General features: G+C 60.8%; 19 protein-coding genes. 4 read left to right on the top strand and 15 right to left on the bottom strand.

The window, feature by feature from the left end; translation table 11 throughout:
* Window positions 1-74 precede the first annotated feature (74 nt).
* The 15 genes from QRN10_RS23420 to QRN10_RS23350 form a co-directional block, all read right to left on the bottom strand.
* Window positions 75-926, bottom strand: coding sequence for a prohibitin family protein (locus QRN10_RS23420; protein WP_375139324.1), 852 nt, complete (start codon window positions 924-926; stop codon window positions 75-77).
* A 262-nt stretch (window positions 927-1,188) separates the two neighbouring features.
* Window positions 1,189-2,283, bottom strand: coding sequence for a fimbrial protein (locus tag QRN10_RS23415; protein WP_181077836.1), 1,095 nt, complete (start codon window positions 2,281-2,283; stop codon window positions 1,189-1,191).
* The gene (locus QRN10_RS23410) at window positions 2,280-4,796 is read right to left on the bottom strand and encodes a fimbria/pilus outer membrane usher protein (RefSeq protein WP_285429258.1); all 2,517 of its coding nucleotides are present in this window, start codon (window positions 4,794-4,796) and stop codon (window positions 2,280-2,282) included. Before QRN10_RS23410 ends, QRN10_RS23415 begins: the two co-directional genes overlap by 4 nt.
* 72 nt (window positions 4,797-4,868) lie before the next feature.
* On the bottom strand, window positions 4,869-5,609 hold the full coding sequence (locus QRN10_RS23405; protein WP_181077838.1) for a fimbrial biogenesis chaperone: 741 nt from the start codon (window positions 5,607-5,609) through the stop codon (window positions 4,869-4,871).
* Window positions 5,610-5,694: 85 nt separating this feature from the next.
* Window positions 5,695-6,243: a fimbrial protein gene (locus tag QRN10_RS23400; RefSeq protein ID WP_253507898.1), complete on the bottom strand. Its 549-nt coding sequence runs from the start codon at window positions 6,241-6,243 to the stop codon at window positions 5,695-5,697.
* Window positions 6,244-6,434: 191 nt separating this feature from the next.
* On the bottom strand, window positions 6,435-7,061 hold the full coding sequence (locus QRN10_RS23395; protein ID WP_181077840.1) for a response regulator transcription factor: 627 nt from the start codon (window positions 7,059-7,061) through the stop codon (window positions 6,435-6,437).
* Between the two features lie 36 nt (window positions 7,062-7,097).
* Complete coding sequence (locus QRN10_RS23390; RefSeq protein ID WP_253507900.1) at window positions 7,098-8,105, bottom strand: fimbrial protein; 1,008 nt, start codon at window positions 8,103-8,105, stop codon at window positions 7,098-7,100.
* A complete protein-coding gene (locus QRN10_RS23385) occupies window positions 8,102-8,848 on the bottom strand; it encodes a fimbrial biogenesis chaperone (protein WP_181077842.1) in 747 nt (248 codons plus the stop codon). Before QRN10_RS23385 ends, QRN10_RS23390 begins: the two co-directional genes overlap by 4 nt.
* Window positions 8,849-8,894: 46 nt before the next feature.
* A complete protein-coding gene (locus tag QRN10_RS23380) occupies window positions 8,895-11,324 on the bottom strand; it encodes a fimbria/pilus outer membrane usher protein (RefSeq protein ID WP_285429257.1) in 2,430 nt (809 codons plus the stop codon).
* Window positions 11,325-11,429: 105 nt separating this feature from the next.
* Window positions 11,430-11,963, bottom strand: a complete 534-nt coding sequence (locus QRN10_RS23375; protein ID WP_253507904.1) for a fimbrial protein — start codon at window positions 11,961-11,963, stop codon at window positions 11,430-11,432.
* Window positions 11,964-12,386: 423 nt separating this feature from the next.
* Window positions 12,387-16,034: a transporter substrate-binding domain-containing protein gene (locus QRN10_RS23370; RefSeq protein WP_285429256.1), complete on the bottom strand. Its 3,648-nt coding sequence runs from the start codon at window positions 16,032-16,034 to the stop codon at window positions 12,387-12,389.
* Window positions 16,035-16,661, bottom strand: a complete 627-nt coding sequence (locus tag QRN10_RS23365) for a response regulator transcription factor (protein WP_181077848.1) — start codon at window positions 16,659-16,661, stop codon at window positions 16,035-16,037.
* Window positions 16,662-16,807: 146 nt separating this feature from the next.
* Window positions 16,808-18,010, bottom strand: coding sequence for an EAL domain-containing response regulator (locus QRN10_RS23360; RefSeq protein ID WP_285429255.1), 1,203 nt, complete (start codon window positions 18,008-18,010; stop codon window positions 16,808-16,810).
* A gap of 30 nt (window positions 18,011-18,040) precedes the next feature.
* Entirely contained in the window at window positions 18,041-18,364 is a 324-nt protein-coding gene (locus QRN10_RS23355; protein WP_181077852.1) for an ANTAR domain-containing protein, read from the bottom strand.
* A 118-nt stretch (window positions 18,365-18,482) separates the two neighbouring features.
* A complete protein-coding gene (locus QRN10_RS23350) occupies window positions 18,483-19,685 on the bottom strand; it encodes an EAL domain-containing response regulator (RefSeq protein ID WP_285429254.1) in 1,203 nt (400 codons plus the stop codon).
* 179 nt (window positions 19,686-19,864) lie between these two features.
* Between QRN10_RS23350 and QRN10_RS23345 the strand changes: the two genes are divergently transcribed.
* The 4 genes from QRN10_RS23345 (at window position 19,865) to QRN10_RS23330 (ending at window position 23,100) form a co-directional block, all read left to right on the top strand.
* Window positions 19,865-20,386 (top strand): GNAT family N-acetyltransferase, encoded by a 522-nt coding sequence (locus QRN10_RS23345; RefSeq protein ID WP_285429253.1) that lies wholly within the window; start codon window positions 19,865-19,867, stop codon window positions 20,384-20,386.
* A gap of 95 nt (window positions 20,387-20,481) precedes the next feature.
* Window positions 20,482-21,102, top strand: a complete 621-nt coding sequence (locus QRN10_RS23340) for a LysE family translocator (protein WP_253507913.1) — start codon at window positions 20,482-20,484, stop codon at window positions 21,100-21,102.
* A 47-nt stretch (window positions 21,103-21,149) separates the two neighbouring features.
* On the top strand, window positions 21,150-21,650 hold the full coding sequence (locus tag QRN10_RS23335) for a VOC family protein (protein ID WP_285429252.1): 501 nt from the start codon (window positions 21,150-21,152) through the stop codon (window positions 21,648-21,650).
* A 58-nt stretch (window positions 21,651-21,708) separates the two neighbouring features.
* A complete protein-coding gene (locus tag QRN10_RS23330; RefSeq protein WP_181077861.1) occupies window positions 21,709-23,100 on the top strand; it encodes a hypothetical protein in 1,392 nt (463 codons plus the stop codon).
* The last annotated feature ends 99 nt before the right edge of the window (window positions 23,101-23,199 follow it).

The raw sequence follows: 23,199 nt of genomic DNA, 5'->3' as shown, positions 1-23,199 counted from the left end.
AATGCAGCTGAGTCGTGAGACTGGTCGGCTGTCAGGCCACCATCGGGGGCAAGCCCCCTCCCACATTCAAAACGTTATCGATCGACCTGCTTGGCATCGATAAACGGCACCGTACTGTTTGGCAACATGGTGGTCGGCAGTACGCCGTTCCAGCGCTCGGCCTTGGTCAGCTCGATCAGGTTCTGGTTGCTGGCCAGGGCCTTGGCGCGGGCCTGGATCGCGTCGGCTTCGGCGTTGCCGCGCAAGCGCGTGGACTCGGCATCCGCCTTGGCCTGGGCCAATTGCGAGTCGGCCTCGGCTTGGGCCTGGGTCACCCGGATCTGCGCCTGCACCTGCTCGGTCTGCAGCATTTGCTCGCGAGTTTTGACTTCCACTTCGGCCTTCATGCGCAAGGCAATCGAACGCTCGTAGTCATCGCTGAAGTCGATGTTTTCGATCTGTACGCTGTCGATCACCACTGGCCCAACCACCGAATCGCGGATGGCCTTGGTCACATCCGCGACAAACTTGCCACGATTCTGCACCGCCGACACCGCGTTGTACTGGCCGAACACGTTTTCCACCTGGGTCGGCACCTGACGGGCGATCAGGCGGTCACGCACGCCATCCAAGTCCTTGTAACTGGTGTACACCTTGGCGACATCGCTGGTAGGAATGTGCCAGGAAACCGAGACCTGCAACTTGGCGGTCTGCTGGTCCTTGCTGTACGCCTGGAGGTTGGCGTACTGGGTAGCCTGGCTTTGAATGCTGATAAACCGCACCGACTCAATGAACGGCAGCTTGAACGACAGGCCCGGCTCCACCACGCCTATCATCGCACCGTTACGCAACAGCACACCCCGCTCGGTCTCATCAACCGTGAACCAACTGGTGGCCAGAGACACCACCACGACCAAACCCACCGCTGCAGCGGCATAGGTAACCATTTTATTCTTCATCGAAACGTCGCGTCCCTTCGTTAAGTTGGCGGCACGATACCCTGAACCGCGTCCCAGGTGGGGTGATAAGTACGCGGACGTTGCAGTACTGATAGGGACGTCACAGTCCAACTGCCGGGCGACGGTCAAAGAAGCCTGCATAGCGCCTTCGTCGACTCACTGATACTCGATGGTAAATGCCACTTTCGCCTGCACCGGCCCGGCCGCTATTGAATAGGCACTTCTGCATGATCGACTCCCTGTCACAGAACTACTTATAGGTGATGGTGAAATTTGCCGTGGCATTCGCTGCCCCTGGCTGCGGGCCGGTGGCAGCGGTGCTGGTCTGGATGTAGCGCGCACCGAATTGCAGATTGGTCACCCCGTCCTGCACCTGCGCCACCGGGACGTCCACGCCCAAGGGCAACGGGGTGCCGTCCTGCTTGAGTACCTGCACCGCCACGCCCTTGGCGGTGGAGGAGGAGTTCAGGCCGAGGATGCCCCCATCAGCGTTAATGATCGTCGAGCCTTTGGCGCCATCCAGACGGATATTGGCGTTATTGCCCTTGAAGTAGTTCCAGCTGGGGTTGTTGGCGTAGGTGCCCGCCAGGCAGCTGTTCAAGGTGATGCCAAACGGCTGGGTATCGGTGAACGTCCCTTTGCCGTTGAATACACGTTTTTCCCAGGACCGCATCGGCACTTCGATGATGTTGCCGGTGGCTTGGGGCAGGCTGCAGCCTGCGACCGTCACGCTGCCGTTGATAAAGCCTTTGACCCACTCCAGCGGCGTGCCGGTATCGTTGAGGTCAATGCGGTAAATTTGCAGGTTATTCAAATCGTGGCGCCCCGGCGCGATAGGTCCGGTTTTTACCAGATAGGCGTTGTTGTGAAAGTTGTAAGTGTAGCCACCCGAATTGCAATCGGTATAAACCCAAGGAAAACTCTCGCTGCTAGTCGCCAGACATAAGAACGCAGGTTTGGCGACGGTCCTTACGGCCACACCAAGGCCGGGGATATTGGTTTCGTAAATCGCACCTTTGATTGAATTGCCCGCGGCCACCGCCGCCATGGTTGGTGCCTTAGGCAGCAACATGACGGCCTCTACCGTGAGCGGCTGGGTCGGACAGCCCAGCGATAGCCAAGTGTCGACAATGCCGGGGCCGACTGCGGAGCCCAGCGGAGCATCCTGAGGAATATAGGCATCGCCGAAATCGTATGTGTTGACCGTCGGTTTTTTATCGAAGCACTCCGCCCACGCCGACTCCCCAAACAGCACCTGCGCCACACCCAACGCCAGCAGCGACGTCAATGTTTTGAACCCACCGAGGCGCTTTGCCCCGGCCTTTTTCGCGTTAGAAATCTTCATTTGCTTGGTACTCCACACACAGCATCCATCACCCGATAGCCATCGGTGACCGGTGCCTGACTGATATCCAGGCGGATCGCGCAACGTTGCGCGGCTTGCTCGCCCCATTTCATGGTGTAAGTCTTGCCGTCGCCCACCGACAGCAGCACTTGCCCGCCCTGCCCGACCACGCCGGCCACACCGTCGGTGTCATCCATCACAGTGGTGCCGAACGGCAGCAGCGAGCCGTCTTGCAGGCGCACGTTGAGCAGGACTTTTTCCGAGCGGCTGGCGGCGAAGGTGGTCTTGACCACCGCGCCGCGACGCGGCGTCACGTTACTCACGCCCTCGGCAATGTCGACATTGGTGTCCACCGCGCTGGTGTCCACGGCGATACGGTTCTTGCGGTACGGTGTGACATACGGCACCAGGGCATAGCCCTTTTTGTTGGTGACGGTGCCCGGCGCGTTGAGCAGGCCCACATTCGGCGTGTCCTTGACCTCCACCAGCGCCACGGTTTCGCCCAGGGTCTGGCCGAACTCGATGCCATCGGCATGGCCGAGTACCGAACCGCTGGCGCTCACCGACGTCTGCTTGTAGCCCTGCCCAACGCTGACGCCGGCGCCCAACTGGGCGAACGGCGCGCGGTAACCGAGCAATACCGAGCCAGTGCTGCCGCGGGTTTCGCCGTGATTGGCGTCGACCGAGTAGTTGAGGTTGCCGTCGCGACCACTGAGCCCGGCGCGCTGGTCGAACGTGCCGTCGGTGTTGCGGGTGACGCTGTAGCTGCCGGTGTTGCGGGTTTGCCCGAACGGCATCGACACGGTGAACACCACTTGGTTGCTCTCGCCGAACGAGTCGGTCAGGGTCTTACTGGCGTAGACGCCGTAGGTCACGCCTTTGTGCTGAGTGTTGAACCCCAACTGCATCTGTTTATCGGTGCGGCTGGAACCCCAATAATTCTGTTGGCTCACGTTCAAATACAGCGAGCCGTAGCTGTCCAGGGCCTGGTTGATACTGGCCTCGACTTTGGTGCGCTTGCTGATACCGCCGTATTCGTTGGGCTGCTGCAGCGCCACCGCGTCACTGAAGTCCTGATAACCCTCGGTGGAATAGCGATAACCGGCGAAGCGTACCGACGTACCGGTCTCGAACGCCTTGCCGTAGCGCACACCGACACTGCGGCCCTTCTCGCTCGTGCCTTTGGTTGAAAGGCCCTGAGGGATGTCGGTCTGCGCCTGGGTCACGTCCAGCGACACCGCGCCGAGGCTGCCCAGGCTCTTGCCTACGCCCACCACGCCGGCACGATAGAAATCCGCACCGAGCAGGCCGCCGTATAAAGTCAGGTCAAATGGCAGCCCGTAGGCCAGCGAGCCCTGCACGAAAGCCGGGCGGGCACCGCCGGATGAGTCGTTGTACTCGCCCACGGTGGCGCTGTAGCGCCACGTCTTCTCACGCAGCATGTTGCCCAAGGTGGCATATGGCTGGGTGAAGCGGCGCTCACGGCCGTCGGCTTCGGTGATGATGATTTCCAGATCACCGCTGCCACTGGCGGCGTTCAGATCGTCGATTTCGAACGCACCCGGCGCCACGTAGGTGGTGTAAAGCGAATAGCCGTTCTGGCGCACCTCGACCTTGGCCTGGGTGTCGGCAATGCCACGGATCACCGGGGCGTAACCTTGCATCGAGTCGGGCAGCATGCCCATGTCGGATGCAATCTGTGCGCCGCGAAACGGGATGGTGTCGAACACATCGCCCGGGGTGAAGCTTTCGCCCAGGGTCAAGGTGCCCTTGATCGCAGTGAGGTCACGTTGCGCATAGGTGTTGCTGCGCTGCCAGGAGCGTTGGCCATGGTTGTCCTGGCGGAACGAAGAGCTTGAGCGAAAACGCCAGTCGCCCAGGTTGAAACCACCGTTGGCGTACAGACTGTATTGGCTGCCGTGGCCCTGGGCATCGCTTTGGGTCTGAGCCGCCGAAAACTGGTAGTTGAGCATCGCGGCATTGATGCCACGGTCCCAATCCTGCGGCGCCACGTAACCGGCGGCGTCGCGGCGCAGGGCAATCTGCGGCACACTGATGTCCAGGGCCAGGCGATGGGCGTCGAAGCTCACCGAGGCACCTTCGATCAGGCTGGGCAAATCCACGCAGTCCGGCAGCGCCTCGCCCGGCTTCACGAAGGCCTCGAGCTTGATTCCCAGGTCCTTGAGGAAGGCTTCGGACAGGCACGCTTTAACGTCACCGCTGGCCGCGTCTTTGGCGAACGTCATGTCCCGACGGTCGAAAAAGCTCTGGTTCAAACGCACCAGCACCGGGTAAGTCCCTGGGCCGATTGTGCCGTTATTGGCGATGGCATCCAGGTCGAGGTTAGGCCCGGCGTTGGCGCCGCCGAAACTTTGCATAAAGCCGGAATCGAATTTATCGCCACTGTCGGCCTGTGCCACGCTGCCCAGCAGCGCACTGAGGACGGCAACACACAATGGCAATGGCACCGATGGAATCGACGAACGTGGCGTGGTGAAGGTGGCGCTTCGCATAACGATACTCGACAAGCAGCCCCCGCGAAGTCACAGCGGCGAGCAGATTAAAAAAAGGGCGAAAGTGCGGCGTTAAGGCATGTTGCCCAGCGGGGCGGTCAGCGGTTCGGCGTACCCGCCAAAGTCGTTGATGAAGCTGAACATCACTTCACCGTTGTTGCCTTTAAAGCCCGGCAGCGCAAAACGCTGGGTGCTCATTGGCGCAACCATCTTCGGCTCCACCACTTCCACTTGCTGTGGACCCGCGCTGACTTTCACCGCGATAAACGACACGTGATAAGCGCTGGGGTTGTTCACTTGCAACGCGGTCTTGCCGTTGTCCTGCACCAGGCTCCAGCGCAAGGCGTTGGGCGCGTCGTAGGCCGAGCCGGGCAACTTGGCCGGGCGATAGAACAGTTTGATGCGAGTACGCATGGCCACTTTCAGGGTGTTTTCATTGCCTTTGCCGGCCACCGGGATTTCCTGGGCGTTGAAATAGAACACCGACTCACGGTCTTGCGGCAGCGCGCCTGGCACCTTCTGGATGCGCACCATTTGCTCTTTGCGCGGGTCCAGGCGGAACAGCGGCGGCGTGGCCACGAACGGTGTGGTGGTGGTGTTGTCGTCGGCCGCGGTGTTGATCCAGGTCTGCACCGCATAAGGTTGCGCGGTGGTGTTGCTGACCATGATCGAAGCGTCGCGCTTGTTGCCGTCGAACACGATACGGGTGCCGCCGAGCATCACGCCGGCCTGGCCGGCAGTGCTCAACAACACACTGCCCAGTACTACGGCTGCCAGGGGCAACCGCTTGGAAAAAAGGGATAGAGCGTGCATCTGATTCATCCTCCTGCCGCCCGGGGCCAGGCCCCGAGGCGTGTGGGACGACAGCCGCGCGTCTCGCGGCTGTCCATCGGCCGACTTACTGGTAGTCGACGGTGAACGCAGCCTTGGCGTTGGCCGGGCCGGAGGTCGCCGTGCCGGTGGCGATGTAGTTGGCTGTAAAGCGCAGCGGTTGGGTCAGGTCCAGGTACGGAGCGGAGCCCAGCCCCAGTTGCACGTCGTTGCCGTCTTTATCTTTGATCTGTACAGCGACATTGCTGGCGTGTCCGGCGTCCGGGGTGATGCCAATCCATTGGCCGCTGGCGCCGGCGGTGCCGCTCAGGGACAAGAACTTGACCACCGCTTTCTTGCCAGTGACGCTGCAGCCTGGGGCGGTAGTGTCGATGGTCAGGGTGAACGCGCCACCACCAGCCACGGCACCGGCAGTTGCCAGGGAGCTGGCAGGGACGCTGCCCAGAGACACGTCGCCGGCGCCGGCCGAACCGTTCAGGTCGCTGACCACTACCGGGCACGTGTTGTCGGTCACACTGCCGACGAAGTTGATTTCGCCGTCAGCGGCCATGGCAGCCTGAGAACCAGCAGCCAGAACCAGAGCAGCGACCAAACCTTTGAGAGCAAACTTGTTCATTTTCATATTCCAGATAAGAGAGATGTGGGGAAGCGTGAGTGCTTCGATTCGTCGTGATCGCATTGCCGCCCGGGCGGTGTGTTGTGCGTCTCAACGGGGCTCATTATCTGGAGGGGGGTACCCTTTCCACGTAGGACTAATGCCGCACGCTTGTAGGAATTTTCCTAGTGCTATTTAAAGGGCAACACGCTTCAGACCAGCTCATTGCGCCGCGCGAAGGCGGCCAGGCACACCACCGACTTGACCTTCAGCTTCACGATCAAACGGGTTTTGTAGTTGCTCACGGTCTTGATGCTCAGCAGCATGGACGCGGCGATTTCCGGGTTGCTCAAGCCCATTGCCAACTGCTGCAGGATGGCCAGTTCTCGATCGGTGAGGCTATGGATCAGCTTCAGGTCCTGGCTCTGCACTTCGCTGCGCGCCACCGAATGCATGCCCAGGTTGGGAAAGAAGGTGTAGCCGTCCATCGCTGCCCGCACTGCCTTGACCAGGTAGTTGAGGTCGTCGGCCTTGGAGATAAACCCGGCGGCGCCGGCGCGCATGCTGCGCATGGAATAGAACAGCGCCGACTGCGAGGTCAGCACCAGAAATTTGCATGACAGGCCCAGGGCGCGCACGCGGGCGATCACTTCCAGGCCGTCGAGACGTGCCAGGGTAATGTCCAGCACCATCAGGTCGGGCCGATGCTCGCGCGCCAGTTGCACCGCGTCGGCGCCGTTGTCGGCCTCGGCGACCACGTTGAACTGCTGCTGTTGCAGCACCATCCGCACCGACGCGCGAATGCACGGATGATCGTCCGCCACTATTGCTTTGAGCATAAGCCCCTCTCTGAATCGCCGCCCCGGCAACGGGGCTCAGTAGTAAACGATCTGCACCACCATCACCGCGTCGAACGGCCCGACTTTGGGGTCACCCAAGGGCACCAGGGTCGCGTTGAACGGCACGTCGATATGGCTGACGTCCGCCGCGAAGTTGGCCAGGGGAAATGGTTCGTTGATCGGCACCTGGTTGTTGCGCGCATCGCGGATCTCGATGCCGAACTGGCTGTCGCTGGCTGGCAGGATGTAGTCGCCTTGCACGCTGTTGCTCAGGAACGTCGCACCGATGTTGAGCGCGCTGCTGCATTTCTTTTCCAGTGCCAGGCTCAAAGGTTTGGTCGGACGCGGCGGCGAGAAGCCTGTGGACGACTTGCCGACCGCGCCGAAGTCGACGATGCCCGGTTCCGGCGTAACTTTAACGTCCACCGTGCAGGCCGTGCCGACGATGTTCTGCAAGCCACTGAGCTGGAACCGAAAGTTGCCGAACGGGTTACTCGGCCCACCGTTAAGGCCGTATAAACCGTCGAACTGGAATACGTCGTAGGTGTCCTGGGATGGCCGTTGCAACGGCAGCAAGCCGCGCTTGCGGATGACCACCTGGAACGCAATGGTCGGGTTAACCAGGGAACACGCCAGCATGTCTTCGGCGCTGTGTGCATCCGGGCAACCAGGGGAAACAAACCCGCTGTCCACACCTTGTGTGGGGTTGGCACTCCAGTCACCGTCCCAGGCCGTCACCTGCCTGTACACCAGGCCGAACTCGATGCCCCATGGCGTAGCGTCGAGGCCTGCGGGGTTACCGTAAAAATAGATCGGGTCGTTTTCAGCGTAGTGAATATCGAATTTCTTCCAGCACTTGGCAGAAATCACATGGGTCTTGGAGCGCCAGATGATGGTGCCATCGGGCACCGTGTCCGGCACCGAAACCGGGCCGATATAATCCGTCAGGTAGCTGCCATCGCTCAGCGACGTGCACTGCATTCCCCAACTGACCTGGGCGCACAACAGCAGCAATGCGGCCAGGCACAGTTTGCCAAGCGTCATGGTTTGACCCCGGTGCAGGTTTCTCCGGCGCATTTGAACAACGTGTCTGACTGCCCGCCGAAGTCATTCATGTTGGAGATGCGCAGCGTCTTGAAGCTCGTATTCGCCAAGGCAAAGCGTGCACCGGAAAACGGCGCGATCATGGTCGCAGGCAGCGGCACCGAGGTTTTTTCCTCTCCCGTCAACAGACCGACCACGGTGATATGGAACGGCGAAGGGTTGTCCAGCAGCAGTTGCTTGCCGGCGCTGTCGATCTTCACGTTCAAACGCAAGGCCAGATCTTCGCCACGCTCGCGCTTGACCACCGCCGGGCGGTAAAACAGCTTGATCTTGGACTGTAAGGCGATCTGCATCGCGTTCACCACCTCGGTCTTCGGCGGAATCTCGCGCACATTGAGGTAGAACACCGATTCGCGATCCTTCGGCAACCCCAGCTCCGGCAGCTTGACGATGCGCAGGATGCTGCTCTCGTTGGCCTCCATCCGCTGCAACGGTGGCAGCACCATGAACGGCGCGGTGACCTTCTGCCCCGCTTCGTTCTCGATCCAGGATTGCACCACGAACGGCAGTTGCGGGTTCTTGTTGCTCAGGGTCACGCTCACCGAGGGAGCGCTTTCCTCAAACACCAGGCGGGTACGGTCGGGGACCACGGCGGCATTGGCCAGTAAAGGCGCGCTGGCGAGCATGGCCAGGACCAGGCGGGTAAACAGGCGGTGTGCGTTTACAAAGGAAGTAGGGTGCATGGTGTTTCTCCAAAAAGTTCAGGTTCGCGCCGCTATGGCGCGCGATTCAAAGGCATTGCACAGGCTTGGGAATATCGGTGAGGGCTTGGTCCGTGGGCAGCTTGCCCACTGCACAGTGCTCGGTGTCGTTCCAGCGCACGACCAGGCGGATGTCGGCGCTGATCCCCAGCAGATAGGTCACACCGCCCTCCCCTACGATGCCCAGCTCACGGTTGTTCTGCGCGTCCTGCACCGAGGCGCCGAAGGGCACCGGGCGGCCGTCGGAGCGGGTCAGCACGATGTAGGCGTTAAGGCCCTGGCGCGCGGCGAAGTCGACGTAGCCGATCGCACCCTCGGTCAACGCCAGCCGCTGCACAGGGTTGGAAACCTCGGTGTTGAGCGGCAGTTTTTCCATGTTGATGCGCGCGTCGTAGCCCTGGAACGACGGCACACCATCCAGTACGGCATAACCGTTTTTGTTCGAATGGACCTGACCGGTCAGCGCCACGTCCGGCACACCATTGGTGGACACCAGCAGCCGCGTGTCACCGTTGATGCCGTTACCGTGGGCCGATACGCCATAGCGGGTGGCGATCAACGAACTGTCGATTTCACCGGTGACCGAGCTGTAGGTGCTGCCGTCGGTGGACACCGACGCGTTGGCGCGGTACGTCGACGTACGCTTGCCCACATAGGCGTTGACGTAGCGGTTATCGCCCACGCCGCCGTACACCTGATAGTTCAGGCCATCACCATCGTCGTGGCTGTAGCCGACACTGCTCGACGCCCCGCCGCTGCTGGAGCGCTGCATGCTGCTGGAGATGGTCGAATTGCCGCCCAGGGGCACGGTCACGCCCAGGTAGATCTGCGAGTCGTAGCGCCGACTGCTCTGGGATTGGTACGCCGACAGGTTGACGTTGACGTTCCTGACGTTACCCACCGAGAAACTGCGCGCCAGCGTCAGCCCGAAGCGTTCGGTCGGCGAGGCGTTCCAGTAGGTGGAGTGGTCGTAGGAAAGGGTGGTCGACAGCCCCGAGAATCGCTTGGAGAGCATCACCGAATAGCGCTGTTTGCTGGCATTGGACGCATAGGCGTCCGGGTCGCCCACAAACTGCGAAAAGTTGGTAAAGGTACGGTCGGAAAACCGGTAGCCCAGAAAGCGCAGGTCGGTACCCAGGCTGTCGAAGTGCTTGGAATAGTTGATGCGGTACGAGTTGCCCACCACTTTTTCGCCACTCCAGCGCAGCTTGGCACGCGAGGTGGTGACATCGGCGGACAGCGCGCCCAACGCACCGAGGTCCTTGCCCACGCCGACTGCGTTCGACAGGTAGTCGGTAGCCGCCAACACGCCGCCATAGACCGTCCAATCCAAAGGCAAGCCATAGGCCACTTCCGAGGCGACGAAACCAGGCTCGATACTGCCGCTGCCGTTTTGGCGGGGCTCACCAGCGCTCACCTTGTAGCGCAACTCGCCGGCACGGGCCAGGAACGGCACGGCGGCCGTGCTGACGCTGAAGGTTTGCTCGGTGCCGTCTTCCTCGCGCACGGTCACGTCCAGTGTGCCCTGGGCGCTGCTGCCCAGGTCCTGAATCGTGAAGGCGCCAGGAGTGACCGTGGTCGAATACAGCACACGACCCTGTTGCGACACCGTGACCCGCGCATTGGTGCGCGCCACCCCATTGATCAACGGCGCATAGCCACGCAGACTCGGCGGCAGCATGCGGTCGTCACTGCTCAGGCTGACGCCGCGCAGGGCAAAGGTGTCGAACACGTCGGAGTTCAGGTAATCCTCGCCCACCGACAATTTCGAGCGAATCGACGGCAGCGCGCGGTAGGCATACAGGCGGTTGAGCTGGAACGCCTTCTCTCGCTCGCCACGGTCCTGGGTTGTCGACTCTTGCTGGGCCTGGTAGTCGGCGCGCAGGCGCCAGGCGTCGATATTCACCCCGGCGGTACCGTAGCTTTGCAACGAGCGCGAACTTCCCGAGCCGCCCGCACCCCAGGTCTGCCGGTTGTTGGCGATCACGCGGTAATCGAGCATCGCCCCATCGAGGCCATCGCTCCAGGCGGCAGGCGGGATGTAAGTGGGATCGTCATACTCGAATGCAGCCTGAGGCAGGCTGATCGCCAGGCGCGCGAGGTTTTTCTGGTATTTGACGCTGGCCCCTTCGATGCCGCTGAGGTCGACACACTGGCCGTCGGCCAGGCGCGGTAGACCTTTGAACACAGCCGGCTTGAGGCCAAACGTGGCCACCCATGCTTCGGGCAGGCAGGCATAACTTTCCTGCCCGCTGGCATCGGCTTTGAATTCAACGGAACGGGTGCCGAAATAACGCTGGTTGACACTGGTGTCCAACAAGTAAGTGCCAGGCACTGTGTATTGCGCACGCGTGAACTGACCGAGGCTGATATCGTCATTATTGTCGATATTCAGAAACTCGTTATTGAACTCCACGGCATAGGAATACTGCGCAGCGGAAGTTAATAAATAGATCACGATAAGTTTGCGGCAGTACACGGAAAGTACCCTATCAATATGTTTTGGCAGGCAAGAAAAAAGGGGCTTTCACCCCTTTTATCCAGAGCTGCTTAAACCGTTGAATCAGTTGTAAGCAACGGTGAAGTTGGCGACGCTGTCTGCTTCACCGGTGGTTACGGAAGCGGCGGTGGCTTCGTACATGGCAGCGAAACTCACTGTGTTGTTACCGTTCTGCAGCAAGGTCGGAGCAACCTGCTCCTTGCCGTTTTCCAGCAGTTCGCCGGCACTGCTCTGCAGGCGGATACCGACGTTCTGAGCCAAACCGGTGGTGGCGAACAGGGCCGGAACAGTTGGATCAGTGGTGCCAGTGAAGGTGAAACGGGCGTTCTTGTAAGTCGTGGTATCACAATCGGTCAGGACGATGTCGAAGCCTTTCGGCTCCGAGCGGTCGGCAATTTTCTTGAACCGGTTGGAAGGCACCTGGCCCAATGGCACGGTCTGGTCCAGGGAGTTGGCATCAATGCCGCATGCGCCGGAAACGATTTCACCGGTAAAACGTATAACACCTGGGTTGCCGGTTGGTGAAGACGCCGCGTTGGCGAAAGAAGCAAGGCTCATAACTACGGTAGCGGCGGTAACAGCGACAATCTTTTTCATTTAATGTTTCTCAGAGAAAGTAAGTGATCGGACCAGTTGGCCTGGCTTCGCAACCTTATCGGTAGTGGCAACTTCACTTATTTTAAGCACAAGTGCTGAATCGACGACTGAAGCCGAACAACTCCATCGCGCTGGTTATCCCCATAACGCTTTAATGTTCAACCAGCTTTCGAAACAGTGATGCCGTACTGACTTAGTAAAGAGGCCTGAGCAATGTTGCTCCGAGGAGAATAATGCGCGATGGGACTTACCGCTCTCGTAGGGGTTTTCTCTTCGAGATGTAGGAATTTTCCGCAGGACAATTCAATCGCGATCAGCTCACCCAGATTGACGAAACCTTGCGCTGAAGCGAGCAAGCTTGTTTGCGCGGGGCGCGCAGCGGCCCCAAACCGGACGGCTGGGGTTTATCGCAGAGAACACCGTTTAAAGATGCGGCTCAAGCCGTTCTTTCAAACGTTCCATCGCGCCCAGCAACAGGTCGACGGCTTCGGGCAGTGTCGCGGCATCAGGGCTGTCACAGGCCACTTCCAGGGCTTCGCAGCAACGGATCAGTTCCTCGGCGTGGATAATCCGCGCGCCGCCCTTGACGCGGTGCGCCAGGTCGGCCAAGCCCGGCAGATCGTGCTGGGAAAACAGCAGCATCAGGCGCGCCATGTCTTTGTCATTGCTGAGCATCAGGTCGTTGAGCAGGCGACTGATGGACGCGGCGTCGCCTCGCGTCAGTTGGCGCAGGCTGGTCATCTCGATACTGTCCGGAGCGTCATCACGCCGTGACGGCGGCTGTTCTTCCAGCGGCGGCAGCTGCGGCAGCTGCGGTGCGACAGAGGCCAGCCGTGCGCTGAGGTGCTTGAGGCTGATGGGCTTGAACAAACAGTCATCCATACCCGCAGCCAGGCAGCGATCTTTTTCCTCGGCCTGGGCATTGGCCGTGAAGCCAAGAATCAGGCACGGAGCCAGCTCACGGCTGCGCTCATCGTCACGGATCGCGCGGGCCAGTTCGTAGCCGTTCATGATCGGCATGTTGCAGTCGGTGATCACTACATCAAACGGGCGCGACAGCCAACTGCGCAGCCCATGGGCGCCATCCTCGGCGTCCTCGACCCGGTGGCCCAGGTAGCTCAGCTGCTGAATCAACAGCAGGCGGTTGGCCGGGTAATCATCGATAACCAGAATATTCAGCGGCCGCCCAGGCGCCTGGACCTCCAGCGCGGGTGGTGCGACTTCAGTCAGCGGTGCCATCACCGTCAGGTTCAACTGCACCACCACCTGCGTGCCCCGCCCCACCACGCTGTGCAACTGCAGTTCACCGCCCATCATTTCGCACAACGTGCGGCTGATCACCAGACCCAGGCCGGAGCCGCCGTGCAGCGACTGGTTGTTGGAATTGGCCTGGCTGAACGGTGCGAACAGGCGTCGCTGATCGGCCTCGGAAATGCCGCAGCCGGTGTCCTCGACCTCAAGGGTGATACCCAGGCGCTCATGTTCGGCGCTGCCATTGACCCGCACGCTCAATCGCACCTGGCCGCTCTCGGTGAACTTGATCGCGTTGCTCAGCAGGTTGGACACCACCTGTTTAAAGCGCATCGGGTCGATCAGCACATCGCAATAGGTGCCGGCATCCAGCTCCAGCACCAGGCGTAGATGTTTCTGCCGTGCCACGCCATCGAACACCCGCACCACCGACTCAAGCAGTTCGCGCAGGTTGGCGCGCTCCGGGGCCAGCGACAGACGCCCGGACTCAATGCGCGCGATGTCGAGGATGTCGCCGATCAGGTCCAGCAGACCGCGGGCCGCGCCTGAGGCCACCTCGATAGCGAAGCGATCCATCACGCCCTGGTCGGCTTTTTTCAAGGCCATTTCCAGCATGCCGATCACCGCGTTCATCGGCGTGCGGATTTCGTGACTCATGGTCGCCAGGAAGATGGTCTTGGCGCGGTTCGCATCGTCGGCGCTCTGCTTGGCGCTTTGCAACTGCGCCAATAAGTGCTGACGCTCGCTGACATCAATCCAGCCGGCGATCATCCCGGCCACTTCACCGTCGTGGCCGCGGTACGGCAGGATCCAGTGATAAATCGTCAGCACACGCCCGTCGGGCATGGTCAATGGTCGATCATGGGCCTGGGAAGTACCCTTCTCCATCGCCTCCAGGTAATCGCGGTGATAGTCGGCGGCTTCGCCGATGCCCCCCAGGCCGCCATCGATCAGGGTTCTACCGATCACCGTGTCACGCTCGACATTGAAGACTTGCAGGTAACCGGCGTTGCAGATCACCAGCCGCCCCTGACGGTCGCGCACATAAATCGGGTTGGGTGTGCCGTCGATCAACACCCGCATGAATTCCATCTGGTCATTCAGCGCCAGCTCCGCCAGTTCGCGGCGCCGCACCTGGCGACGTAAGTACGCGATCCAGGCGATGGCCAGCAGCAGCAGGACACTGGCAAACACGAAGCCTTGGATAATCGCGCTGCGATGACGCATCCAGTAGCTGTCGTCAGTCAGCAATTCACCGCGCCAGTTGTCGCTCAGTTCACCCATCTCTTCGGGGCTGATGCTGAGCAGGCCCTTTTCAAGGATCGAATAGAGTTCCAACGCACCCCGGTCGGTGGCGAATGCCACGCGGGCTGGCTCGGTGCCGACGGTGCTGCCGATCTGTAAACGGTCGCGGTATTGCCGCGAGATCAAGTAGCGCGCGCTGACCAACGAATTGATCGCGCCATCGGCGCGGCCCTGGGCGACCATTTCCATGGCGTCCAGCGAGCTTTCGGCGGTGACCGTGCGCACCTCGGGAAAGGTGTCGTGCACGTATTGCTGCAACAGATTACCGCTGATCACCGCCAAGCGCTTGCCGGCCATCTCATCCAGGATGCGCGGCGCACCATCGCCCGCCGGCGTTACCAGCACAAACGGCACGGTCAAGTAAGGCCGGGTGAAGCGCAGCTCGCCTTCGCGCTCGGAGCTGGGGGTGAAAGCGGCGAGCATGTCAGCCTTGCCCGTAGCCACCTGGCTGACCAGGTCGTTAACCGAGTCAAGGTGCACCACATCGAACTTGAGCCCGGTGCGCAGGCTGATCTTGGCCAGCACATCGGCGCTGATACCACGAAAACGCCCGTGCTCATCCAGAAAAGTAAACGGCAGGAAGTTCTCGTTAATGGCGACCTTGATGCGCGGATGTTTTTTTAACCAGGCGTACTCGTTACGGCTCAAGTCGAGTTTCTGTTTACCCAATACCGAAGTCCCTCCCGCCCCCCAGCGACGCAGGATCGCCATGCGTTCGTTGGTCGGAATTGCCGCCAGAGCCTTGTCGACCACCTGCACCAGGGCGGCATTATGCGGCGCGAAGGCGAACGCGAACGGCTGAACTTCCATGCGCGAGAAGTCCGCCAGCTGCACATTATTGAGGTAATTTTTGCTGATCAGGTAGTTGGAGGTAATCGCATCGCCCAAGTACACATCGGCCTGGCCGAACGCCACGGCACCGAGCGCGCTGAGCGCCGAGGTGTACAGGCGGATATCAGCCTTCGGGTAGTAATCCTCCACAGCCTTGGGCGGCAGGTAATTGTCCAGCATCGCCACCTTCATGCCGGCGAGGTCATCGCTCAGCACCGGGGCCTCGCCCTCACGGGTGACCAACACCGGTTGGTCGTCGGCATAGGCGCTGGACATCAGCAGCGCTGCATCCTGCGCCTCGTACCCGTTGGCGCCGCCGACCATATCCACCCGGCCCTCTTTGAGCGCCGTCAATGCCTCGGTTCGCGAAGGGTAACGATGGACCACCACCGGGGTGTGCAGCAATTGCGCGATCAACTGCGCATAGTCGGCGGTGAGACCTTCATAGTCGCGGCCGCTGACGCTGATGCCGAGGGGGGGAAAGTCCGGCGCGGAGGTCCCCAGCACCAGGCTGCCCTTCTGACGCAGCAACCGCCATTCCTGCTCATTGAGCTGGACCTGGTAATCCTTGACGTCGGAACGGCCGAGTACCTTCAACACCATCGGTTCCTGATCGGCCCGTGCCGCCATCAACAGAAACGGTGCCAGCACCACTACCAGCCAGCTGCGCAGTAATGAGCGCATCTAGATCAGGTTATTGCGCTTGGCGAAATCGGCGAGGTACACCACCGATTTCACGTTGAGCTTTTCGATCAGCCGAGTTTTGTAAGTGCTCACCGTTTTGGCACTCAACAGCAACCCGTCGCCGATTTCCTTATTGGTCAAGCCGATGGAAAGTTGCTGCAAAATCGTCAACTCACGGTTGGACAGGCTCTGGATCAAGTCCAGGTCGGTGGCGTCGGTGTCTTTACGCCGCACCGAGCTGTTAGGCAGGTCCGGGAAAAACGTGTAGCCGCCCATCACCGCCTTGATTGCCTTGACCAACTCATCCAGGCCGTGGGTCTTGGAGATATAGGCCGCAGCGCCGGCTTTCATGCAGCGATTGGAATAGAACAGCGGCGACTGAGACGTGAGCACTAGAATCTTGCTGGGCAGCTCCAGTGCGCAGATACGATTGATCACTTCCAGGCCGTCGAGCTTGGGCATGGCAATGTCGAGGATGATCACATCCGGGGCGTGCTCGCGTGCCAGCTGCACGGCGTCGGCGCCATTGTCGGCTTCCCAGACCTCGCCATAACCTTCCTGCTTGAGCAGCATGCAGACCGAAGAACGAATGAAGGGGTGGTCATCCACCACTAATGCTGTGTTCATTTGAACCCCTGTAAGGCATCACTAAAACTGGCCATGGGTACGACAGGAATGCGCAAGCGTGCAGGTTGAACGCGGCAAACCTTATCGCACAGCCGACAGCCAAGTCGCCATAAGCTGTAGGAAGTATCGTCGCTTTTCTGAAGAACCTAAACTTTCTTTAAAACCGGTGCCGGCAGCGTCTCCAACCATCGCAGGAAAACACCCGCATTCATCGGCAATGCCAGGTGGTAACCCTGGCCGATGCGGCAGCCCATGGCCGTCAATGTGTCCTGCATGGTCTGGCTGCTGACCCCTTCGATCACCAGTTCCATGTGCAACGCACGGGTCAAGGCCAGCGCGCCCGCCACTACGGCGCGGCTGCCGGGGTTGACCAGGTCGTGGATCACCGAACCGTCCAGTTTGAGCTGGTTGAACGGTAGTTGACCGAGCATCTTCAACGACGAAAACCCCATGCCGAAGTCATCCACCGCCAAGGAACAGCCGAGCATGCGCAGGCACACCAGGTTTTCCTGGGTGGCGGGTTTCAGGGCCAACAGGCCGTTTTCGGCCAGTTCGAAGGTGAAGGACTCACCGGGCAGTTCATGCCACAGCAAGGTGCGCTGGATATGCTTGACCAGTGCCGGGCCGTCGAGCTGCGAGGCGTGCAGGTTGAATGACAGCTCCAGATCGATCCCCTGCAGGCGCAGTCCCTGCAGCAGGCCCATGGCCTGGTCGAACAATTGCTTGAACATCTCGTCGATCAGGTTGTATGCCACCATCCCCGCCAGAAACACCTGGGGCAACAGCACGCCTCTGGACGGGTGTTCCCAGCGCACCAGCACTTCGGCGCCCGCCAATTGCCCGGTGTCCATGACGCGTTTGGGTTGGTACCAACCACGAAATTCCCCCAGGGCCAGGCCCAGGCGCAGATCCGCCTCACTGGGCTGCTCCATATTGGCGAGCGAGGCACTGCTCCCAGCGTCGGCGGGTCGACGGTACTGGCTCAGCACTTTGTGTAACGAACGCAGGCTCAACGGGCGGTCGAAGACGCCGATCAGCGCCAGGCCACCGAACGACGGCATGTGCCCCAGTGCACGGCGAATATCCGGCGGCGTATCAACCGCCAGAATCAGCGCTTCGGCCAGGCCTTGCTGACTGACTCTGTCCAGAAACTCCAGGCCCTGGCGATCGCGACCGGTGATGTCACACAGCACCACATCCACTGCGCCCTGTTGCCGTAAATGCATCAATGCCTGATCGCCATCCACGGCCAGCACCAGATCGCGCGCTCCCAGACGCTGGAGCATCTTAACCAGCGCACTGCGCTTGAAACCTGGGTTCTCAACAACCAGCACACGTGGATAAGCCATCGGCTCAAGTCCCTTGGCAGCGAACAGTGTCTAGATGGCCAGCGCCGAATGGGCGCACGAAGAATCTGTATTGGTCGTAGGCAGCGAGTTCAGATCGTAGATGTAGGCGCTGCGAATATTGCGGCTGCGCCGGATAAAGTCAGCCATGTCCACACCGGCTTCGGTCGCCAGGGAAGCATTGACGATGACCAGGTCGAAGATCCAGGCATCGGCCTGGGTCAGCACGTCAAGTTCGTGGTAAGACGCTACCGGCGCGATGCGATACTGGCCCAGCAGGTTCAAGCGTTTTTCGATCAGCAGCCGTTGGCTGTGACGTTTGTCGGCGATCAGTATCCGCAGGCGTTGCATGGTCATGGCAGTCGGTTCCCGCACAATGAATGGAGTGGTCGTTTGCTTACAAGCGATAGGCCATCCTAGGCAGGGACCGGCTCAAACAGAGAAGGAAAACGCCCGCAACCGTGTAGGGCTTTTCCTACAGATTGTTGGATGGCGATGGTTGCCGTTGCAGCCATTGCAGAAAATTCGCTTCATTCATTGGCCGCGCGTACAGATAGCCCTGACCCACTTCACCACCCAGGGCCAACAATTGCGCGCGTTGCGTCGGGGTTTCGATGCCTTCGATCACCACGTTCATGCCCAAAGCGTGACCGAGGGCCAGGGTGCCACAGATCACCGCTCGGCAACGTGGCTCGTCGTCCAGCGTGCGGATGAACTCACCATCAAGCTTGATCTCGTTGAAGGGCAACTGGCACAGGCGCTGCAACGAGGAAAAACCGGCGCCGAAATCATCGATGGACAAGCGGCAGCCCATCATGCGCAAGCGCACCAGGTTTTCCAGGTTGGGCACGGCAGCCTCCAGCAGCCCGACTTCCGTCAGCTCAAAGGTCAGGCACGAAGCGGGTATGGCATGCAGACGCAGGATGCCCTTGATGGTCGCCACTAACGCAGGGTTGGCCAACTGCGACGCGTGCAAGTTGAAGGCGGTGTTTATCTGGAGGTCAAGTTCGCGCAGTCGACGTTGAAAGCTCAGCACCTGATCGAGTTGCGCGAACAGCAGCGTATCTATCAATTCCAGGCGTTCCAGCACCGGCATGAAGGACGCCGGCGTCACTACCCCCAATGTCGGGTGCTGCCAACGGCACAATATCTCCGCCCCGCAAACCTCGCCGGTCAGCAGATTGAATTTGGGTTGATACCACGGCTGGAACTGCTGCTCGGCGATGGCGGTGCACACCTGCTCCTCGGTGGCCAGCCACACTTCTGGTCGCGCCTGTTTACTCACCGATGAATTCAAGTATCTGTTGATCAACTGCCGCAGCACATCACACGGCAACGGTTTGCCTACATCGCCGAGCAAATCCAGCCCTAGGATTTTGATGATCTGATGGATCGACCGACGCAGATCGGCGGGCAGCGAGCTGCTGATAATGATCGACTTGACCTGCCCTGACACACCTACCCGCTTCAAGAACTCCAACCCGTCCATGCCCTCCATTTGCAGGTCGCACAGAGCAATATCCACCCGTCCGACGGCATCCAGCACCGTTAACGCCTCGTAGCCATCGCTGGCTTCGAACACCTCATCACAGCCGAGGGAACGCAAGAGGTTTACAGCGACGGAGCGCTGAAAAACATGATCTTCGAGGACCAGAACGCGAAGCGGTAAACGGGACATGGGCGGCGGCTCTTGGGTTGGACGGTGCAAGTCTGCGTGCGATCGGGCTCTATTTGCGCATGAAAAAGCCTTTCTGCGTGTAGGAAAATTCCCAGCAACATCACCATGCTCCAAGCGGACGTTATTCCGTCATCAATGGGCATCATAGTAAGAGGCTCGCCAGCGCCAGGAGCCCATCAATGATTCGCAAAGCACTCCCCTGCGACGCCCCGGCGATCGCCCAGGTGCATATCCGCAGCTGGCAGCACGCCTATCGTGACCTGATGCCTGCCCACTACCTGGACTCCCTGGACGCAACCCTGGCTCGCCGTGAAACACACTGGCGACGCGCGCTTGAGTCCGAGCAGTCATGCGTATGGGTCGCACAACTGAACGAGCAAGTCATTGGTTGGATCTGCGTCGGCGCCAGCCGTGACGAAGATTTTACCGGGGGCGATGTGGGTGAGATCGAAGCCCTCTATGTCATCGCCAGCCATTGGCACACCGGCGTCGGGCTGGCGTTGTGGAACGCCGGTGTGCGGGCGCTGAAGGCACAGGGCTTTAAGCGCGCGACACTTTGGGTCCTGAGCGGTAACGAACGGGCTCGGCGTTTTTATCAGCGGGTGGGGTGTCTAGAAGAAACCGGCAGTCGGCGCCCGCTTGAACGGGGTGGTGCCAGCCTGGCAGAGGTGAGATACGGCTTCTCCTTACACACAACATAACGCTGTGGTGGCCAGAGAGAAGCTCTAGAGATTGCCCTGCCGCCCCGCCCAACCTTATGCTCGACGCTCCCCGCTCACCCGCACCCGGAGCCGCCATGGACCTCGCCACCCTCGCCCTCTTCCTCCCCGCCTGCTTTGCGCTGAACATGGCGCCCGGCCCGAACAACCTGCTGTCGGTCAGCAACGCGACGCGCTATGGCTATCGCACCTCGTGCCTGGCCGGCGTCGGCCGCCTGTTGGCGTTCGCCGGGATGATCGCCCTGGCCTCGGCCGGCCTGGCAGTGGTGCTGCAAACCTCGGAGCTGCTGTTCTACGCGATCAAGCTGCTCGGCGCGGCGTATCTGTTGTATCTGGCGGTGCAGCTATGGCGCGCCAATCCCGAGGCGCCGGCCGACTCCGCGACCGCCAAAGTCGGCGTGTGGGCGCTGGCGCGTCAGGAGTTTCTGGTGGCGGCGGGCAACCCCAAAGCCATCCTGATCTTTACCGCCTTCCTGCCGCAATTCGTAGTGCCCGATCAGCCCGTCACGCCGCAATTCGCCGTGCTCGGCGCGATGTTCCTGGTGCTGGAATGGATCGCTATCTGCCTCTACGCCTTTATGGGCCTGCATATGCGTCGCTGGTTTGCCGAGCCGCGTGGCAAGCGCTGGTTCAATCGCTGCTGTGCAGGGTTGTTGTCGGCGGCGGCGTCCGTGTTGCTGATGGCCCGCCGGGCGTAAAGCGCGTGGTCTAGACTGTGTCCACCCCTTCACGGCGGAGACCGATCATGCCCAGCAAAAATACCGTCTGCCTCTGGTACGACGGCACGGCCGAAGACGCCGCGCGCTTTTACGCCAAGACCTTTCCAGACAGCAGCGTGGACGCCGTGCACAAAGCGCCCGGCGACTACCCGTCAGGTAAGCAGGGCGACGTGCTGACGGTGGAATTCCGCGTGATGGGCCTGCCGTGCCTGGGCTTGAACGGCGGGCCGATATTCCCGCAGACCGAAGCATTTTCGTTCCAGGTGGCCACTGACGACCAGGCCGAGACGGATCGTTACTGGCACGCGATCATCGACAACGGCGGCCAGGCCAGTGCCTGCGGTTGGTGCAAGGACAAGTGGGGCGTGTCATGGCAGATCACGCCGCGGGCGTTGACCCAGGCGATTACCCATCCCGACGCCGCCACCGCCAAGCGCGCCTTCGACGCGATGATGGGCATGGGCAAGATCGACATCGCCGTCATCGAAGCGGCGGTGAACAGTCCCCAGCTTGGCAAAAAAATCTAAAGATCAACCTCCGGCGGCCGTCACCCTGGCATCCCCGAATGGACTCAATGAGGCTCATGTGCGCGTTTTAACTTCTGTATTGCTTGCCGGTGGCATCGCCAGCCTGTCCGGTTGTGTCACCCAGTCCGGCAAGGTCGAGCAGATGCTCGCCGACACGCTGGCCCAACCGCTGGTGGAAAACAGCATCGTGCGCGAAGGCGACCTGCTCAGTTTCGAGCTGCTGATGCCCGACTCCACCGGCGGCGTGCGGCGCACCATGCAGTTCGAGGCGGCGTGCTCGACCAGGCAATTGCACCTGCTGTACCTAGATGGCTCCCAGCGCGTGTACCCGCTCAAGGCCGGGCGCTATACCGAGGCGCGCAAACTGTCTGACACGCTGTACACCGCGTTGGCCGCCAACCAGACATTCGTGCGTGCCTGTGCCGAAACGCCAGCACCGGACTGGCGCCTGGTCCAGACCGATGCGCGCGATAACTGGGTGCTGCTCGACGCCGCCAGCCTCAAGACCGTGCAGGGTGAAACCCGTTTCTGGGCCGCCTTCGATAACCCGACGGTGCTCAATGACCTGCCCTATGACGCGCCTTATGCGCAAAAACGCCAGCACTTTGCGGTGTCCTGCGCCAGCGGCACGTACAAGGAACTGGCCGGCTACGACCTGGACGTGCGCAACCGCGTGAGCGATGGCCGCGTCGACAGTTTCCCGACGCCACAACCCATCGCCGGCAGCGACGCCGACTATGTATTGCTGTTCAACACGGTGTGCGCCAACCCCGAAAAAATCGCCAAGCTGGCGCCCTTCAAGCCGCGCCTGAAAGCGCCGGCGATCATCGCCCTGTCGTCGGTGCAGCCCCAGGTGCTGGCCGCGCTTGCGCCGTTCAACCAGGACAAGCCCGCGCGCACCTTGAAGTACGTGCACTTCACCGGCACATCGACCCTCAAAGGCAAGACGTCCAACAGCACCAGCGAGCACTTCATCAGCCAGGACAAGGCCAGTGGCCAACTGCAGATCGTCCATCGCGGCGACGGCTATGAGTCCCAGTCGGTGAGCTGGCGCAACCTGGTCTCGCTGGTATCGAAGACAACGTACGGCGGCACCGGCATGGCCGAAAGCTCGACCTTGACGCAGTTGAGCTTGACCGGCAATTGGAAAGCCCTGCCCGTCGGCGAAACCGTGGTCTACCAGACCACCCGCTCGACACTCAACAGCCTGGTGGGCAGCTATAACAAGGTGCAGACCAACCGCTGCGTCGTCGAACGCCAATTGCCGGCCCGCGAACTCAACCCCAACCTGCTGGGGAACGCCAAGGCCTTGTCATGCCGCACCGATGACGATAAGTACAACCGCGTCGAACATCTGTACTACCTGAGCGATTACGCCTACTTCTACGAATCGAGCACGGACAAGAACGAGTTTTTCTACGCCGATACGCGCATCGATAAGTTCGAATAACAGGTAAACCCCACCGCCTGGCTTTGGGGCCGCTGCGCAGCCCGGCGCAAGCAAGCTTGCTCACCACAGGGAAGCGCGGTGCGACCACTCTCTGTGGTG

The sequence above is a fragment of the Pseudomonas sp. lyk4-R2A-8 genome, from assembly GCF_030209095.1.
Classification (GTDB): domain Bacteria; phylum Pseudomonadota; class Gammaproteobacteria; order Pseudomonadales; family Pseudomonadaceae; genus Aquipseudomonas; species Aquipseudomonas quebecensis.
This window is presented reverse-complemented; position numbering and strand designations above follow the sequence as displayed.